General features: G+C 70.6%; 9 protein-coding genes and 1 pseudogene. 2 read left to right on the top strand and 8 right to left on the bottom strand.

The features are described from left to right. The 7 genes and pseudogenes from PPSIR1_RS47385 to PPSIR1_RS04970 all read right to left on the bottom strand — a co-directional run. Window positions 1-258 (bottom strand): annotated as a pseudogene (locus PPSIR1_RS47385) (hypothetical protein); the annotation flags it as partial. A gap of 46 nt (window positions 259-304) precedes the next feature. Continuing rightward, a complete protein-coding gene (locus PPSIR1_RS04995; protein ID WP_006969903.1) occupies window positions 305-994 on the bottom strand; it encodes a hypothetical protein in 690 nt (229 codons plus the stop codon). 246 nt (window positions 995-1,240) lie between these two features. Next, window positions 1,241-5,953, bottom strand: coding sequence for an Lhr family ATP-dependent helicase (locus PPSIR1_RS04990; protein ID WP_006969902.1), 4,713 nt, complete (start codon window positions 5,951-5,953; stop codon window positions 1,241-1,243). A 10-nt stretch (window positions 5,954-5,963) separates the two neighbouring features. Further along, on the bottom strand, window positions 5,964-8,165 hold the full coding sequence (locus tag PPSIR1_RS49115) for a hypothetical protein (protein WP_006969901.1): 2,202 nt from the start codon (window positions 8,163-8,165) through the stop codon (window positions 5,964-5,966). 49 nt (window positions 8,166-8,214) lie between these two features. Further along, complete coding sequence (locus PPSIR1_RS04980) at window positions 8,215-9,141, bottom strand: hypothetical protein (RefSeq protein WP_006969900.1); 927 nt, start codon at window positions 9,139-9,141, stop codon at window positions 8,215-8,217. A gap of 130 nt (window positions 9,142-9,271) precedes the next feature. Next, window positions 9,272-10,405 carry a DUF6923 family protein gene (locus PPSIR1_RS04975; RefSeq protein WP_232296434.1) on the bottom strand — a complete coding sequence of 378 codons (1,134 nt, stop codon included), beginning with the start codon at window positions 10,403-10,405 and terminating at the stop codon, window positions 9,272-9,274. Between the two features lie 246 nt (window positions 10,406-10,651). Beyond that, the gene (locus PPSIR1_RS04970; protein WP_157595205.1) at window positions 10,652-12,397 is read right to left on the bottom strand and encodes an IgGFc-binding protein; all 1,746 of its coding nucleotides are present in this window, start codon (window positions 12,395-12,397) and stop codon (window positions 10,652-10,654) included. A gap of 73 nt (window positions 12,398-12,470) precedes the next feature. On the opposite strand from PPSIR1_RS04970, the gene PPSIR1_RS04965 reads away from it, so the two are divergent. Next, the gene (locus PPSIR1_RS04965) at window positions 12,471-14,159 is read left to right on the top strand and encodes a hypothetical protein (protein ID WP_006969897.1); all 1,689 of its coding nucleotides are present in this window, start codon (window positions 12,471-12,473) and stop codon (window positions 14,157-14,159) included. A gap of 95 nt (window positions 14,160-14,254) precedes the next feature. After that, window positions 14,255-16,006: a DUF2330 domain-containing protein gene (locus tag PPSIR1_RS04960; RefSeq protein ID WP_006969896.1), complete on the top strand. Its 1,752-nt coding sequence runs from the start codon at window positions 14,255-14,257 to the stop codon at window positions 16,004-16,006. Between the two features lie 78 nt (window positions 16,007-16,084). On the opposite strand, the gene PPSIR1_RS04955 is transcribed toward PPSIR1_RS04960, so the two are convergent. Next, entirely contained in the window at window positions 16,085-16,897 is an 813-nt protein-coding gene (locus PPSIR1_RS04955; protein ID WP_006969895.1) for a mechanosensitive ion channel family protein, read from the bottom strand. Window positions 16,898-16,995: the final 98 nt, after the last annotated feature.

Genomic DNA, 16,995 nt, shown 5'->3' with positions numbered 1-16,995 from the left:
CCACCCGCTCCGGACGTAGCGACGCGCCGCCTCGGGGTTCGCCGCGCCGGGTCGGTCGAGGACCAGCAGGGCGTCGGGGACGGCCTCTTCCGCGTCGGCGTCGACGACCTCGGCCTCCCACACGCCGTCACAGGCGGGGGCAGGGGCCGGAGCGGGGGCAGGCTCGGGGTCGGACTCTGGCCGAGCTGTCGAGTTGTCCCCTTCTTCAATTGACTCGCTCGCGTCTGCGGCGGGCGCAGGCGCGAGCGAGATGGCCAAAAGCAGCCTTGGAAGGAGTGGGACCATGGAGGTCGAGGGGCGGACTCTACTCGACGGTGAACTCGAAGGTCACGTCGACGTCCACGTCGCCGGGCAGCGCCTCGCCGTCGGCGAATTGCATGGGGATGTCCGCGCTCTTTTGGGCCTCGCCGTTGACGTCGGGGAGGTGGCGGAGCATCACGCGCAGCTCGCTGGTGCCGGTGGCCGTGGTCGAGACCTCGTTGATGAGGCCCACGGGCAGATCGTCGCCGACCGCGTTGCCGCCGTGGTCCGACTCGACGTCGGCGTAGGCGTGGGTGGCGAGGACCATCGCGCCGGCGCCGGCGGGGCCGTTGATGCCGTCGCCGGCGATCAGCACGAAGTGCTCCTCGGCCTCCTCGGCGATCTCCTCGGTGATGTCCTCCGAGGGATCCTCGAGGTCGTTGATGAACTCGATCGAGAGGGTGTAGGTCGTGTCCGCGGCCAGGGTGATGGCGTCGGCCGTACCCGACACGCCGCCGTCACCGTCGGGGTCGGAGAAGGCGAACACGAGGGGGTCGCCGCCCGCGGTGGGCGTGAAGGTCAGCTGGACGCGCGAGATGATCTCGGTCTCGTGGTCATGGTCGTGCTCGTCGTCGTGGTCGCCATGCTCGTCGCCGTGGTCGTCCTCTTCGTCGGTGGTGCAGGCAAGGGGGGTCAAGGCAAGGGCGGCCGCGAGCGGGTACGCCAGGGTTTGGAGCTTCCACATCTTGGGCATGGGTCGCCACCATAGCGCTCGACCAAGTGCATTCAATGCCTACACCGAATACGTGAATTGAACCACTGTGCAACTGTCGTGTTGGGTCGCTCAACCGTCGTGCCTGACGGTTTCGAATCCATGCAGGGCGGGCCGCGGGAGACCTACCCTCTAGCGGCATGGCTTGACGCGGCGGGCGCAAACTCGTTTGGGCGCGCTCGCGGAGGCGACGCGTTGGCGCAGCCCGAGGCGGGGGCAAGGCAACGATCAGGAGAGGCCGAGGACGCGCAGCGCAGCGCTCTCGTCGTCTTGCCAGCTGCGGTCGCGCTGGCGCAGCAAGCCGTCGTGGGTCTTGCGAAAGCCCGCGTTCACGAACGCAGCCGCGAGGGGGTGGGCGATGGCCGGCTCGTCGTCGATCCGTTCGAGCAGCATGGCCTTGCGCCGACCCTGGGGTTGGCGAAGCAGGGCGACCAGGCCCTGGACGAGGCGCTCGCCGAGGCGCTCGCGGACGGCCGGGTCGGGGTGGGCGTCGGCGTCGAGGAAGGTCAGCAGGTGCTTCTCGGTCCGCGACAGCCAGGCGAGCAGGTGCCCCTCGCAGGTCACCACGTGGGCCCCCGGGGCGCGCTGGGGCCTCGCGCCCTCGCGCCGCGGCCAGGGCAGGGCCTCGCCGTAGGCGTTGGCCGGGTCGCAGGCCGCGAGCACCACGGCGGGGTCGCTGCCGGGGGCGCCGTCGTCTTCGCGCAGGCGATCCTCGGCGCCGGGCAGGCCAAACTGCGCCCCGCCCATGCCCGCGATGAAGTAGCCGCGGCGAATCTTGCCCGCGCCCTCCATGGCCTTGAACACCGGGTAGTAGGCGGTGAAGCCCCCGGCCAGGCCCGAGCCGCGCACGGCCTCGCGGGTGACCACGCCAAAGCGCTCGAGCAGCTGCACGGCCCGGGCCGTGGCCCGCTCGGTCTCGCTCGGCGCGTCCTCGGCGAGGGCGGGCAGCAGGGACCAGCGGCCCTCGCTGCCCGCCGGCCCGGCCCGGCGCAGGTGCATGGCGCCGTGGAGCGAAGGCCGAGTCCGGCCGCGACCGCGACCCCGAGAAGACGCAGCCCGCGTGGACGAGCGCGCCCGGGCGCGCAGCGGGGAGAAGGTGTCGTTGCTGACCTCGCCGGCCCACACCAGGGCCCACAGCGCGTCGAGGAGCTCGGCCTGGAAGCCGCCGAGCTTGCGCTCGAGGTCGGCGAAGAACATCGCCCCGCCCGCGGCCAAGGTCGCGCGGATGCGCTGGTGGAGTTCGCCCGCGGGGCGATCGTCGGCCGGGCGCGGGCCTGGGGCGAGGGCGCGGTAGTGGCCGGACAGGTAGAGCGCGACGCGGCCGTCGTCCTTGCCCACGGACTCGACCCCGCGCCACACCAGCTCACCCATGGCGCACAGCTGGTCGAGCATGCCCGGCGAGTAGGCGCGGACCCGGGCCGGCAGCACGTCGCGCTCGAGGTCGCCGAAGGGGATGGCCACGCCCTGGATCTGCTCGATGGCGCCGAGCAGCTCGTCGAGGCCCTCGGCGGGGCTGTCGAGGTGGTGCCACAGGGGCAAAAAGCGAGCGTAGCGGCGGGCCTCGACGGCCTCGACGGCGGCGGTGAGCCGGGCCAGGGAGGCGCGCTTGAGCCGGCGCAGGACCTCGACGTCGCACCACTCGCGCTCGCGCCCGCCGGGCAGGAACTCGCCCTCGAGCACGCGCTCGCGCCCTTGCAGGCGCTCGAGGATGGCGCGCACGGGGCCCAGGCCCAGGCCCAGGCGGGTAGCGAGGGCGGCGGCGGGAAAGGGCGCGTGGGTCCGGGCGTAGCGGGCGACGAGCTCGACGAGCGCTTCGCTGTCCTCCGTGGCTTCGAGGAAGGCCAGCGGGAGGCCCATGGGCGGGACCACGCCGATGGCGTCGCGGTAGCGGCCCGCGTCCTCGGCCGCGACCAGCCGAGGGCTGCCGGCGACGGTCACCGCGGCGACGCGCCGGGCCGCGAGCAGGGCCTCGACGTGGCCCTCGAGGGCGTCGCGCATGTCGGGGGCGCAGCGCTGGCGCAGCTCGTCGACGCTCAGGTCCCCGAGCTCGCGCAGGGCGTCGTGGATCTGGTCGCGGTCGCGGACGTGCCGGCGCGGGTCGAGGCGCTGGAGCAGCAGCTCGACCTCGGCGATGGCGTCGCGGTCGAGGAGCTCGCGCAGCTCGGCGTCGCCGAGGAGCTCGCGCAGCTGGGCGTAGTCGAGGGCGAGGGCCTGGGCGCGCCGCTCGGCCCGGGGCTGGTCGTCGTCGTAGAGGAACTGGCCGACCCAGGTGAACACGACGGCCGAGGCGTAGGGCGAGGGCGTGCGGCTCTCGACCTCGCGCACGCGGATGCGCCGGTCCTGGATCTGGCGCAGGAGCTCGCGCAGGGCCGGCAGGTCGAACACGTCGCGCAGGCACTCGCGGTAGGTCTCGAGGATGATCGGGAAGTTGCGGTAGCGCGTGGCCACGCTCAGCAGGTCCGCCGAGCGCTTGCGCTGCATCCACAATGGGGTGCGCTTGCCGGGCTGGCGCCGGGGCAGCAGCAGGGCCCGGGCCGCGTTCTCGCGAAAGCGCGCCGCGAACAGGGCCGAGCCCCCGAGGTTCTCGACGACCAGGCGCTCGATGTCGTCCGGGTCGGGGAAGAACAGGTCCATGGGCGGGGGCGCGTCGGACTCGGGCAGGCGAAAGGCCATGCCGTCGTCGGTCCACAGCAGATCGACCTCGACCCCGCCGAACTCGCGCAGGCGACCGGCCACGGCCGTGGCCCAGGGGGCGTGGACGCGGGCGCCAAAGGGCGAGAGCAAGGCCACGCGCCAGTCGCCGATCTCGTCGATCCAGCGCTCGAGCACGAGGGTGCGGTCGCTGGGCAGCACGCCGGTGACCTCGCGCTGGTCGTCGAGGTAGTCGACGAGGTTGCGGGCGGCGAGGGGGTCGAGGGCGTGCTGCGCTTGGAGCCGCGCCTGCGCCTGGTCCCGGGGGAGCTTGGCCAGGGCGCGGCCGAGGGCGCCGATCGCCCGGCCGAACTCCACGGGCCGCCCGGGGCCGTCGCCGTGCCAAAAGGGCATGCGCCCCGACTCGCCCGGGGCTGGGGTCACGAGCACGCGGTCGCGGGTGATCTCGGTGATCTTCCACGAGCTCGCGCCGAGCACGAACACGTCGCCCTCGCGGGACTCGAACACCATCTCCTCGTCGAGCTCGCCGACCCGCGTGCCCGGGCCGCCGCCTTCGCCGACCATGAACACGGCGTAGAGGCCCCGGTCGGGGATGGTCCCGGGGTTGGTCACGGCCAGGCGCTGGGCGCCCTTGCGCGCGGTCACGGTGTTGGCGACGCGGTCCCAGATCAGCCGCGGGCGCAGCTCGGCGAACTCGTTGCTGGGGTAGCGCCCGGCGAGCATGTCGAGGGTGCTCTCGAAGGCCCGGCGGCTGAGCTCGGCGAAGGGCGCGGCGCGGCGGACCCGAGCGAACAGGGCGTCGACGTCGACGCTGGCGGCGGTGCTGCCCGTGCCGGTCTCGACGCTGACCATGGCGACGAGCTGCTGGGCGAGGACGTCGAGGGGGTTGCGGGCGTAGTAGGTCGGCTCGACCAGGCCCTCGCGCATGTGGTCGATGACCGCCGCGCAGGCCAGCAGGTCGTGGCGGTACTTGGGGATGATGACCCCGCGGGAGATGCCGTCGACCTGGTGCCCGGCCCGGCCCACGCGCTGGAGCCCCGAGGCGACCGAGGGCGGCGCCTCGATCTGGATCACGAGGTCGACCGCGCCCATGTCGATGCCGAGCTCCAGGGAGGAGGTCGCAACGATCGCCGGCAGGTCGCCGCGCTTGAGCCGATCTTCGACGACGGCGCGGACCTCCTTGGAGATGCTGCCGTGGTGGGCCAGGGACAGCTCGCGGCCGGCGAGGGTGTTGAGGGCCTGGCTGAGGCGCTCGGCGAGGGAGCGGTTGTTGACGAAGAGCATGGTCGAGCGGTGCTGCTCGATGAGCTCGACGAGGCGGGGGTGGATCGACGGCCAGATCGAATTGGTCGGCGCTTGGCCGGCGGCGACGGCCGCGGCCGCGCCCGCGGCGGGGCCCGAGGGGATGGCGTCGAGATCGGGCGCTTCGCTTGGCTCCGCTGGCGTTGGGGCGCCGAGGTTGAGTCGCGCCATGTCCTCCACGGGGACCTCGACGCACAGCTCGAGGGCGCGGCGGCGGCCGGCGTCGACGATGGTCACGGGCCGGGGGCGCAGGGACGGCTCGCCTGCCTGGTCAGGGTCGAGAGCGTGCTCGGACTCGTAGCCCCCGAGCAGACGGGCGATCTCGTCGAGGGGGCGCTGCGTCGCCGACAGGCCGATGCGCTGGAGCTTGGTCTCGGGGGCATCCGCGAGCCGGCCCCGCTCGTCCTCGAGGCGCTCGAGGGAGGCGAACAGGTGGGCGCCGCGCTTGCTGGCGACCATCGAGTGGATCTCGTCGACGATCACCGTCGAGACGCCGCGCAGGGTCTCGCGGGCGCGGGAGGTCAGCAGCAGGTAGAGGGACTCGGGGGTGGTGATCAGGATGTCCGGCGGGTGCCGGAGCATGCGGGCGCGCTCGCGCTGGGGGGTGTCGCCGGAGCGGATCGCCACCGTGGGGACGCGGTGCTCGAGGCCCTCGCGCTGGGCGACCGCTCGGATCCCGGCGATGGGCGCCCGGAGGTTGCGCTCGACGTCGACGCCGAGGGCCTTGAGGGGGGAGAGGTAGAGGATCGACACGCCCTCGCGCTCACCCGCGGGGGCCGGGGCCTGCTCGAACATCAGGCGGTCGATGGCGACCAGGAAGGCGGCCAGGGTCTTGCCCGAGCCCGTGGGCGCGAGCAAGAGCGTCGACTCGCCGTCGAGCACCGGTCGCCAACCCAGCTGCTGCGCGCGGGTCGGTCCGCCGGGGAAGGCGGCCTCGAACCATTGCCGGACGGCGGGGTTGAACTGGTTGAACCGGGCGAGAACCAAGGCTTCGAGTCTACTCGGGGCAGAACTCGAAGCGCCAGCGACGGAGCCCGTCGTGGATGATCAGTCCATCGGGCCCGGCGGCGATCCGGTTGCTGCGTGGGTTGTCCCAGCCGTGCAGCTGCGCCGGGGTGTCGACGAGGGCCCAGTCGCTGCCGTCCCAGAACGCGAGCTGCTCGCTGGCGTCGAGGCGGGAGGTCAGCGCCCACGCGGCGGCGTCGGTGTGTCGGATCAGGCGTTGCCAATCACCCACGCCCGCGAACTCGGGCCAGTCCTCGTCGACGCGGCGCCACTGGCTGCCGTCCCAGCCGTAGAGCTGGTTGCCCTCGGGCTCGGAGGTGTAGCCCGTCAGCCACAGCTGCTCCGGGTCCGTGGCCATGAGGTGGTCGATCCACTCGAAGCCGTGGTCGATCGGCAGCCACTCGCCGTCGGTGTCGCTGTAGACGATGTCGAGGGTGATCGGGTTGGACGAGCTGAGCACCGCGAACACGCGGCCGCCAGCGTGGGCGAGGCGCCCGGCGCTGTCGGCCTCGGGGCTCGCCGGGGTACGATCGAACCACTGCCCGCCGCTGAGCTGGTGGACCATCGCGCTCTGATCGCTCAGGTCGCGGCCGACGATCCACAGCTGGGTCTCGCCGTCGCGCTCGACGAGATCGGCGCCCGTGTAGACGGCGGTGTTGTCTACCGGGTCGGGGTGGGCCAGGACCTCGCCGCCGCTGATCTGCCACACCGCCTGGCCCAGGGAGGGGACGCCGCTGACCCAGCCAAAGCCCTCGTCGACGGCGCCCAGGAGCCCCGAAAAGCCCTGGTTGAAGCCTTCGTAGGTGGGCGCCCAGCTGACCCCGTCGAAGCGCCAGTTGAGGTGGGGGAAGCGGTCGCTGCCGACGACGCTGTCCATCGAGTCGATGACGAAGGCCGTGGGCCCGAACGCGTCTTCGCGGGTATAGAGGGGCGTCAGCGAGGCGTCGCTGGTGTCGATGTGGGCGACGAGGTGGCCGTCGTCGAACAGGCTGTCGACGCCGACGCCGACGAGGCCGTCGTCGAGCACGCCGACGTCGCGGAGCTTGGCCTGTTCGAGCCACAGCGACCAGCTGACCCCGTCGAAGCGCCACAGCTCGCCGCCGTCGCCGAGCGCGTAGACCTCGGCCGCGTCCACGGCCGCGACGCGGATGATCGTGTCCGAGGTCGGCAGCCCGTAGTCTTGCCAGCTGCCCTGGACGCGCCGGGCGAGGGCGCCGTCGAGGCCTCCGGCCCACAGGTCGTCGGCGTCCACGCCCCCGAGGCTGCGCAGGCTGTCGAGGTTGGGGATGGACTCCTCGACCCACTCGCCGCCCTCGATGCGGTAGGCCACGCCGCCCGCGTCTCCCGACAGGCCCTCGCCCACGGCCACCACCGCGTCGCCGTCGGTCCACAGCGCGCGGGCTTGGAAGGGGGCGTCGGTGTCGGTCCAGGTGTCGCCGTCGAAGAAGACCAGCTCCGAGGGGGTCTGCTCGCAGCTGCACATCGGATCGATCTGGCAGCCGATCCCCCCGCAGATGGGCGTGGCCGCGGCCCAGACGGCGTCGGGGGACGCGCCCGTGAGCAGGGCGAGGTCGAGGCCCTCGGAGCCGACGACCGGGGTGAACGCGTGGGCCTCGCTCAGGCCGCTCCCGTCGAAGGTATAGACGCCCCAGTGGGTCTCGCCGTCGCGGGCGAGGAGCCAGAGGGCGTTGGGCGGCCCCCACACGCGGGTGATGGGGCCGACCTGCGTGGGCAGGGCGATGTCGTCGGTGTCGATCCAGCCGCCGGCCTCGCGCACGACCAGGTCGACGTCGCCGCCCGCGACGATGTCCACGCCGTCGGTCCACACCGAGTCGAGGCCGCGGGCGCGGACCTTGGTGGGGATCCACTCGCTGCATTCGGGATCGAACAGCGGGTTGCCCTCGAAGCCGGTGTCCGTCGTGTCGGTGTCCGTCGTGTCGGTCTCGGTTTCGGTCTCGGTGGTCTCCGAAGAGTCGGTTTCGGCGGTCTCCGACGTTTCGGTCTCGGTGGACGACTCGGATTCCGTCGAGGTGGTGCCCGGATCCGTGTCGGTGCTCGTGTCGTCGCCGATCTCGTCGTCTGTCTCGGAGCCCGCGTCCGAGCCCTCGGAGGGCACGTCACCCTGGGGACACGCGCTCAGGACCAGGACGCAGGGGAGCAGCAGGGGCGACAGACGTCGACTGGAGCGAGACATGCGACCCGATGGTCGCACCGCGCTCGCTCGAGGCCAACGGGTCCAACCTTCAGCCTCCGAGCAAGAGGCGCTCGAGGGCGTTCACCTCGTCGAGGCTTTGTGCTTCCTTGGCGCGACTTCGAGCCTCGAGCAGTCGCCCGAGATGGGTGCTGGCTCGGATCGCCGCGCGGAGCTCGGGACTGGGCAGGAAGCCGCGCAGTTGCAGGATGGTCTCCACGAGCTCGCGGAGGATCTCGATCTGTCCGAGGTGGCGCCCTTCTTCGCGGCCGTCGTGAAAGGCGATGCTTCGTCGTTCGATGTCGCTGATTTGAAATCGCTGCATGGGACTCAACGCTTCCCGAAGCATGGCACGGCTGCGCGAGTCGAGGGCGCACAGCATGTAGGAGGCGTAGCGCCAGCGTCGCTCGTCGGGGAGCTCGAGGATCACCGGCAAGGCCGCGAGCGTCGGCTCGAGCTTGCCGTGCACGCCGTGGATCAACGCCGACAGCGTCGCCCACCCAGGCTCTCGCGCAGCCTGGCTCGGATCGACGATGACCGGCATGTTGTGTCGGTCCAGGACCAGCAATGCTTCCCGCGGGGGGAGCTCGCGGGCGTCGAGCCGCCTCGCCCAGCGCGAGACCTCGTCGCTCAGCGCGATCATCATCACGGCCGTACTCCGACACAGGTACTCGCTGACCAGCGCCCAGTAGACCCACAGGTGCCGATGTTTGACCCGATCCGGCCGTCGCTGGGCCTCGATGATCAGACCGACGCCGCCGTGCGGATCGTCGGGGTCATCCGCCGAGAGCAGCGCGTCCGGCCGGAGCTCTCCGCTGTCGCCCAGGCAGGGCTGGAAGCGCTCCAAGGCCGCGTGCCGGTCTCGAGCCTGCGTCAGCGCCGGGATCTCGAGGCCAAAGAGCTCCCGCAGGCAGGCAAAGGCGCGCTCGGGCTCGTCGAGGAGCGGCCGCGCGGCGCCCTGGTGGAGGGTGGTCGGCATGACCCCCATTCGAGCAAGGGCCGTGCCGGAAAATCTCCGGTGATTCCGCGCTAGGGAAGCTCGAGAGTGGCCCGGAGACTGGCCGAGCGTCCCGCTATCGGGCCGGACTCAGGCCGGACTTAGGCCAGGATCAAGGTAGATCATCGATGCACTCGACCGCCGTCCACTGGGCCGCGAGGTTCGTGCACGGGTGCGCCATGTTGCCGATCTCCATGGTCGTCCCGTCGCTCGGATCGACCTCGTAGAGGTGCCCGTCGGTGCAGGTGTAGAGCATGCCGTTCTCGGGATGCCACTCGATCCCCACGGTCCCGATGGGCACGTCGAGGGCCGCGACGAAGGTCGCGATGCCGCTGATGATGTCGACGCTGTAGAGGCTGTCGTCGTTGCCGTTGATCATGTACAGGCCGACGATGTCGTTGGACCAGGTCGAGCCGTGGGTGCCCACGTTGACGCCCAGGCCGTTGCCGACCTCGGTGGCCGCGGCGGTCTGGGTGTCGATGTCGAGGAGCACGTCCTGGACGTTGGTCATGCCGTACAGGCGCAGGATCTCGAGGCCGTTGGCGGTGATGCCGTTGATGCCCGTGTAGCCCATGGACCCGATGAAGGTCGTCGAGCAGTCGCAGGGATCGATGATGTCGAGGAACTGACCCTGGCGCGAGCCGTAGAGCTGGCCGTCGATGCCGAAGGTGATCGAGGGGTAGCTGACGTTCTCGCCGAAGTCGCAGACCTGCGTCTCCTCGCCGGTCTCGACGTCGATCTTGACGAGGGTCTCGAGGTCGTTGCGCACGTGCACGAGGTAGACGCCGTCCTCGACCATGCCGGTGTCGCCGGTGTCCATCACGCCGGTGTCGCCGGTGTCCATCACGCCGGTGTCGCCGGTGTCCATCACGCCGGTATCGCCGGTGTCCATCATGCCGGTCCCGGTATCCATCATGCCCGTGTCGCCGGTGTCCATCATGCCGGTCTCGGTGTCCATCGTGCCGGTCTCGGTGGTGTCCGTCGTGTCGGTGGTGTCGGTCGAGTCGGTGGTGTCCATCGACTCCGAGCTCGAGCCCTCGTTGGTCCCGGACTCTTCGCCGTTCGACTCGGAGGTGCCGACCTCGTCGTCCGTCGACTCGGTGTCTGCGCTCTCTGCTGTCCCGTCGGCGCCGTCGCCTGTCGAGCCGCCGCCGTCGTCGGAGCAGGCCAGGGGGGCCGCGCACAACAGCAGCGTCGCGCAGGAGAGGGACAGGAGGGACGAGGGTCGCAAGGTCGAGGCGTACATGTTCACATCCAGCGCAATCAGTGTAGCGCGGGAAGCTCGAGCGGGGGCAGTGTCGAAGTCGACGGTGTTGATGCGCGGAAACGAGGTGCTGCTTCGCGCGAAAAAAACCACGCGCCGCAATCTCGCGCCGAGGCTCGTGGACTCCTCGATCGAAGGGGCATCCGGAGCGGACCACCAACCCCGAGGCGTGGGGCGAGGTCGCGCTCGCCTCCGCGCTCTCTCGCGCGCTCTAGCGATCGTTCGCGCTCAGGGGATGTTGATGAGCTCGCTCTTCATCCCGCCGGGGTAGCCGTAGCCTGCGGAGGGATCGGCGTAGCCGTTGAAGTCGCTGTACCCGTACTGGATGATCCCGAAGTTGCCCTCGCTGCGGATCTCGTGGGCGCCCTCCTCGATGAGGACGTTGGCCACCTGCCAGTCCCCGACGGTCGCCCAGCCCTCTACGGGGGTCCCGTCGAGGTCGACGGCCTGGCCGTCGTTGGTGCGGATCACCTGGACGTAGTGCTCGTCGTAGTTGTAGCCGGTCACGAACACGTAGCGGTCGAGGAACTGCTCGGTGGGCGCCATCTGGACCATGGCCGGGGAGCCGCGGTCGTCGGCCTCGTGGTGGCCGGCGACGTACTGCACCGGCATGAAGGGGCCGTCGCCGGAGAACACGAGGTTGGTGCCGTTGTCGACGACGAGCTCGGCCCAGTCGCCGCGCTCGGCGAAGGTCATCGGGAAGCCGGGCTGGGGCGGGTCGACGTCGACGGTCACGTCGGGATCGCCGGCGTAGATCCGCCAGTAGTGCAGCTCTTGCCCGCGCAGGGGCGAGTGCGGGCCGACGTAGAGCTGGCCCCAGTACTCGAGGGGGATGACCTGCTCTTGCACGAAGTCCGAGCCGCGGTTGCAGGCCGAGTCGACCTTGGCCGGCGGCGAGCAGCCCTCGATGGGCTCGCCCGAGCAAAAGGGGATGCGCAGGCCTCGGATCGCCGAGACCACCCAGATCGGCTTGTCGGCGGTGATGACCGTGCCCGACAGATCCTGCTCGCAGCGCGGGAGCATGTTCTTGACCGAGCTGTCGATGCGCATGTTGTCGAAGCGGTTGAGGGTGTACTCGCCCATGGCCCCGGCCTCCACGTAGGGCAGGGGCAGCATGTCGCCCGCGGTCTCGACGCTCGGCCACCAGCGCACGGTGGTCTGGTGCTCGAGGGCGATGACCACGAAGTAGCTGGGCGTGACGTAGGCCGAGTGGCCGTAGACCACGTACTCGCCGGTCATCATGTGCTCGGGCAGGAGCAGGGACGAGCCGTTGGTCGAGGAGCCCTCGAAGGGCGAGTGCAGGTAGGCGACCACGGGCAGGTCGGAGGTCACGTGGTGCACGGCCCCGGACCGGTGCATGGAGGTGTTCTCGTAGTACTCGGTCAGCTCGCCGGGCAGCAGGAAGACGTGGGACTCGCCGGGCTGGAGGGTGATCGGGCCCTCGACGAGCGCCTCGATGTTGCTGCCCTCGGGGGCGAAGTAGAGCTCGACGGTCGCGGGCTGGTCGACCTGGGGGTTGCCGACGACGATCGCGTCGGGGGGCGGCGGGTCGAGCTGGGTGTCGGCCTGGTACATGCTCGTCGCGTAGAAGGAGCAGCCCTCCGAGCTCGGGGTGTCCTTGAGCTTCTCGCACGGCCCCACGCAGGCCGCGACGCAGCCCTGGGTGTTTTCGAAGCAGGACTCGCACTGCTGGTAGCCCTCGCAGGGCACGGGCTCCCACTCGAGCCCGGTGGCCGCGCAGACCTCGAGGGTGTCCGGGCCGTCGCAGCGCGTGTCTCCGGGCTCGCAGATGATCGTCGGGCTGTCGTCGCTGCTCGCCTCGGCGCTGGACTGCGAGTCGCTGACCTCCCCGTCTTGTTCGCTGACTTCGTCCGCTCCGTCGGCCTCGTCGCCCGCGGGCGGGGCGGGGCACGCGAGGCTCAGGGCAGCCAGCAGCGGCACAGGGAGAACTCGGGAGCGGCGCAGGGTCGACATGGCGGGGGGAGAACCAGCGATATCACGGCGGCCGCTTGCATCGACGGCGCAGTTTTGGGCAGGGTGGGGGCGCGTGAGCGACGATCACGGCGAAGCTGGGGCCAATCCCTCCCCGGAGGCGATCCCAGCGCGAGGCGAAGGCGGAGCGCGAGGGCTGCTCGCGCAGCTTCGCGAGCTGTGGGCGCCCCTGCGCGACCACCCGCGGCTGGGCCTGCTCGCCCTCGCCTTGCTGTGCACCTTCGCGTACTTCGTCGGCCCGCCCGCCTGGAACCAAAACTCGCGCCTGGCCCTGACCCGCGCCCTCGTCGAGAAGGGGCAGGTGCACATCGATCCCTGGGAGGTCACGACCGGGGACAAGAGCTTCCGCGACGGGCACTTCTACAGCGACAAGGCCCCCGGTGTGTCGCTGCTGTCGGCGCTGCCCTACGCCCTGTTCGTCGCCGAGCGCCGGCTGACCGGGGGGGAGCTCCCCGAGGTGCGGGTCATCCCCCTGGATCCGGGGGCGAGCGCGGCCGGGACCGTCCCGGCCCCCGAAGATCGCCTGCCCGGCGACGCGCTGGCCTACAACCCGGCCCAGCAGACCGCGCTGTGGCTGTGCCGGATGGTCGCGATCTCCCTGCCCACGCTGATCGTCGCGGGCCTGTTCTACCTGTTGATGCTCGCCGAGTTCGGGCGCCTGCGCTGGGCGACCTGGGCGACGCTGATCTGGCTCCTGGCCACGCCCGCGCTCGGCTATAGCTGCGGCCTCTACGGCCACCAGCTCGCCGCCTGCTGCCTGTTTGGGGCCTTCGCGCTGACCGTGCTGAGCGCTCCAGAACACCGCGCGCCCGAGGCGGGCTGGGGGATGCCCGTGCTCGTCGGGACCTGCCTGGGCTGGGCGGTGCTCGCCGAGTACACGGCGGCCGTCCCCGTGCTCGTGCTCGTCGCCTGGAGCCTGTGGCGTCGAGGCCTGCGCTTTGCCCTGGGCGTGTGCGCGGGCGGGGTGCCGTGGGCGGTGCTGCTCGCCGGCTACCACACCTGGGCGTTCGGCAGCCCGCTGAAGACCGGCTACGACTTCGTCTACCTCGAAGAGTTCGCCGAGGGCATGAAGGTCGCCTACGGCCTCGGCTGGCCCAACCCCGCCGTCGCCGTGCAGCTGCTGTTCGGCAGCTACCGCGGGCTCTTTTACCTCTCGCCGGTGCTCTTGCTCGCGGCCTGGGGCCTGGGCGTGTGCCTGTGGCACGCCCGGGCGCCGAGCGAGCCCAACGCGGACGCCTCCTCGGGCGAGGCCGGCGTGCTGCTGCGCGGGGACTGGTTGGTCTGCGTGCTCGTCGGTCTGTGGTACCTGGGCCTCAACAGCGGCTACTACATGTGGGACGGCGGGGCGGCCCTCGGCCCCCGGCACATGGTCCCGATGCTGCCCTTCTTGGCGCTGGGTCTGGGTCCGCCCCTGGCTCGGCTGCCCCGGGCCACGCTGGTTCTCGCGGGCATCGCCTGTATACAAATGATTTTGATCACGGCTGCGGGCCCGGAGGCGCCTGGCCACGGCAACCCGGTCTGGGCCTACGCCGTGCCGGAGATCCGCGTCGCCCAGCTGCCGCCGGGCAGCGCCACGACCCTCGGACGGCTCATGGGGTTGCCTGGACCGCTCAGTTTGCTGCCCTTGATCGCTCTATGGGCGCTGATTTGGCCCTTTGATCAGGATGAGCGCGAGGGCGGCGACGCTGGCGCTGGGACTCCGGCGACAGATTTTCGTGCTTCGGGCGCCGATCTCGATGCATGATCGATCCGGTTGGTACGTGGCACGGATGGAACGAACCCCCCGAGCCTGTCCGGCCGCTTCGGACTGAACCCCCCACATTGAAAGTGATTGCGTCCATGAACTTCCGTCTTTCGTGCTCCCTCGCTGGCGCGGCGCTGGCCTTTGCCATCCCCGCCCTGCTCCCCAGCTCCGCCCAGGCCTGCGGCGGCACCATGTGCGACACCGGGCCGACGGCGATGCCCGTCGATCAGACCGGCGAGAACATCCTGTTCCACCTGACGGATACGAGCGTCGAGGCGCACATCCAGATCCAGTACGACCCGGACACCGAGGCCGAGAAGTTCGCGTGGGTCATCCCGGTCACCGCGATCCCCGAGTTCGAGGTCGGCTCGGACCTGCTGTTCCGGGCCATGCTCGCCGGCTCCGTCCCGCGCTACGCCAACCAGGTCACCCAGGACTTCTGCGGCGACGGTGGCGACGAGTTCGGCGGCGACGAGGGCGGCGCGACCGGTGCGGGCGACGACGGCGGCGGCGAGGGCGAGGGCCCCGGCAACGGCGGGCCCGACGTGGTGCTCGAGCAGAGCGTCGGCGCCTACGAGATCGCCGTGCTCGACGGCGGCACCGTCGAGGGCGTGATGCAGTGGCTGGGCGACAACGGCTACCAGCAAGACCCGGCCGCCGAGCCCCTGCTCGCCCAGTACCTCGAGGACGAGTTCCTGTTCGTCGCCCTCAAGCTCAACACCTCGGCCGGCGTCGACGAGATTCACCCCATCGTGATCCGCTACGAGGGCTACGAGCCCTGCGTGCCGATCCGGCTCACGGCCATCGCCGCCGCCGAGAACATGGACATCCGGACCTTCTTCCTGGGCGACGCCCGGGTCGTGCCGGTCAACTACCGCCACGTCCTGGTCAACCCGCTCAAGATCGACTGGTTCAACCTCGCGGACAACTACAAAGAGGTGATCACCATGGCCGTCGACGCCCCCGGGGCCGACGGCAACGCCTTCGTGACCGAGTACGCGGGCCCGAGCAACGTCGTCAACACCGGCGGCGTGTACAGCCCCGACTGGGACCCCGCGGCCTACCTGGCCCTGACCGACACCCCCGTCGGCGTCATCGACATCCTCGAGCAGCAGAACCTGATCTTCTGCGACACCGAGTGGGACAACGTCTGCACCGCCTTCCACCCCCTGCTCCAGCCCATCCTCGACCAGTTCGTGCCCGTGCCCGAGGGCATCGACCCGGTGGCCTTCTACGACTGCATGGAGTGCTACGCCGAGGACGTCGATCTGGCGGCCTGGGACGCCGCGGGCTTCTCGGAGATGTTTGACGAGCGCATCGTCAAGCCCGGCTTCAACGCCGCCACGCTCGTCGACGAGAACCCCTACCTGACCCGGATGTACACCACCATCTCGCCGGCGGAGATGGTCGCGGACCCGATCTTCCGGGCCAACGCGACCCTGCCCGAGGTCCAGAACCTGCGCACCTCGACGCAGACCCTGCACTGCGACGGCAGCACGACCATGACCCTGCCCGACGGCCGCGAGATCCTGTTCCCGGCGGGCGCGGCCCTCGAGTGGCCGGACTTCCAGACCGAGATGCCCTGGGTCGAGGACGTCGACCAGGAGAGCATGGCGGAGAACGCCCCGCTGATCAGCATCGCCGACAACACCGAGCAGATCGACGAGCTGCTGGCGTCGTGGAACAGCGAGCAGGAAGAGGAGAACGCCGCCGCCAACGAGGGCGGGGACGCGGGCACGAACGCTGGCTGCGCTTGCTCCGTCGACGAGGGCAAGGGCGCTGGCGGCATCGGCCTCGGCCTGGCCCTGCTCGGCCTCGCCGGCTTCGTTCGTCGTCGCCGTCGCTGAGCGCGAAGACCCACGAACGAGCGAGCCGCCCCCGCTACGATAGCTGGGGCGGCTCGCTTTTTGCGCTCCGAGGTCCGCTCAGGCGGCCTTGGTCTTGACCTGGAAGTGCTGCTCGGGGACGGCGTAGCCCGCGTCGCCGAACTCGGTCTTGATCGCCGCGTTGGTGTCGAAGAAGACCTGCCAGTAGTGGTCGTTGTGGGTGTAGGGGCGCACGGACAGGACCGGACCAGACAGGTTGAACTCGAGGATGTCGATCTCGGGGGCGGGGTCCTCGGTGACGTTGGGGATGGCCGCGACGGCCTTCTTCAGCCGGGCGATGGCGTCGTTGTGGTCGACGGTGTGGTCGAGCTGGGCGACGAGCTCGACGCGGCGGTGGGGGTTGGCCGAGAAGTTCTGGATGGTCTCCGAGAAGATCTTGTTGTTGCCGACGATGTGCTGGACGTTGTCGAGGCTGTCGATGGTGCTGACGAACAGGCCGATCTCCTTGACCGTGCCCATGACGCCGCCGGCGGTCACGAAGTCACCGACCTTGAAGGGGCGCAGGACGACCAGGAAGACGCCCGCGGCGAAGTTGGCGAGCAGCCCCGACCAGGCCATGCCGATGGCCACGCCAGCGGCGGCGATGAGCGCGGCGAAGGTCGTGGTCTCGACGCCGAACCACCCGAGGATGCCGACGATCAGCGCGACCTTGAGCAGCACCTCGAGGGTCGAATTGGCGTAGGCGCGGAGGGTCTGGTCGATCTTGCGGGCCTCGAGGGTGCGCCCGACGGCCTTGTTGACGAGGCCGATGATCCAGCCGCCGATGATCCAAAACAGCAGGCCGCCGAGGAGCTTGATGCCGATGGGGGCGACGTGGGTGTTGAGGAATTCGAAGATTTGTTCTTTGTCCATGGTCCGACTCCTAATGCGCGGTGGAGTCATGCAATCGGCCATGGCTGGGGCAGTCGTCAACGAAAAAGGAGTTGCGGCGGTCATCGGGCCAACGGGTG

This window comes from Plesiocystis pacifica SIR-1 (genome assembly GCF_000170895.1).
GTDB classification, from domain to species: domain Bacteria; phylum Myxococcota_A; class Polyangia; order Nannocystales; family Nannocystaceae; genus Plesiocystis; species Plesiocystis pacifica.
This window is presented reverse-complemented; position numbering and strand designations above follow the sequence as displayed.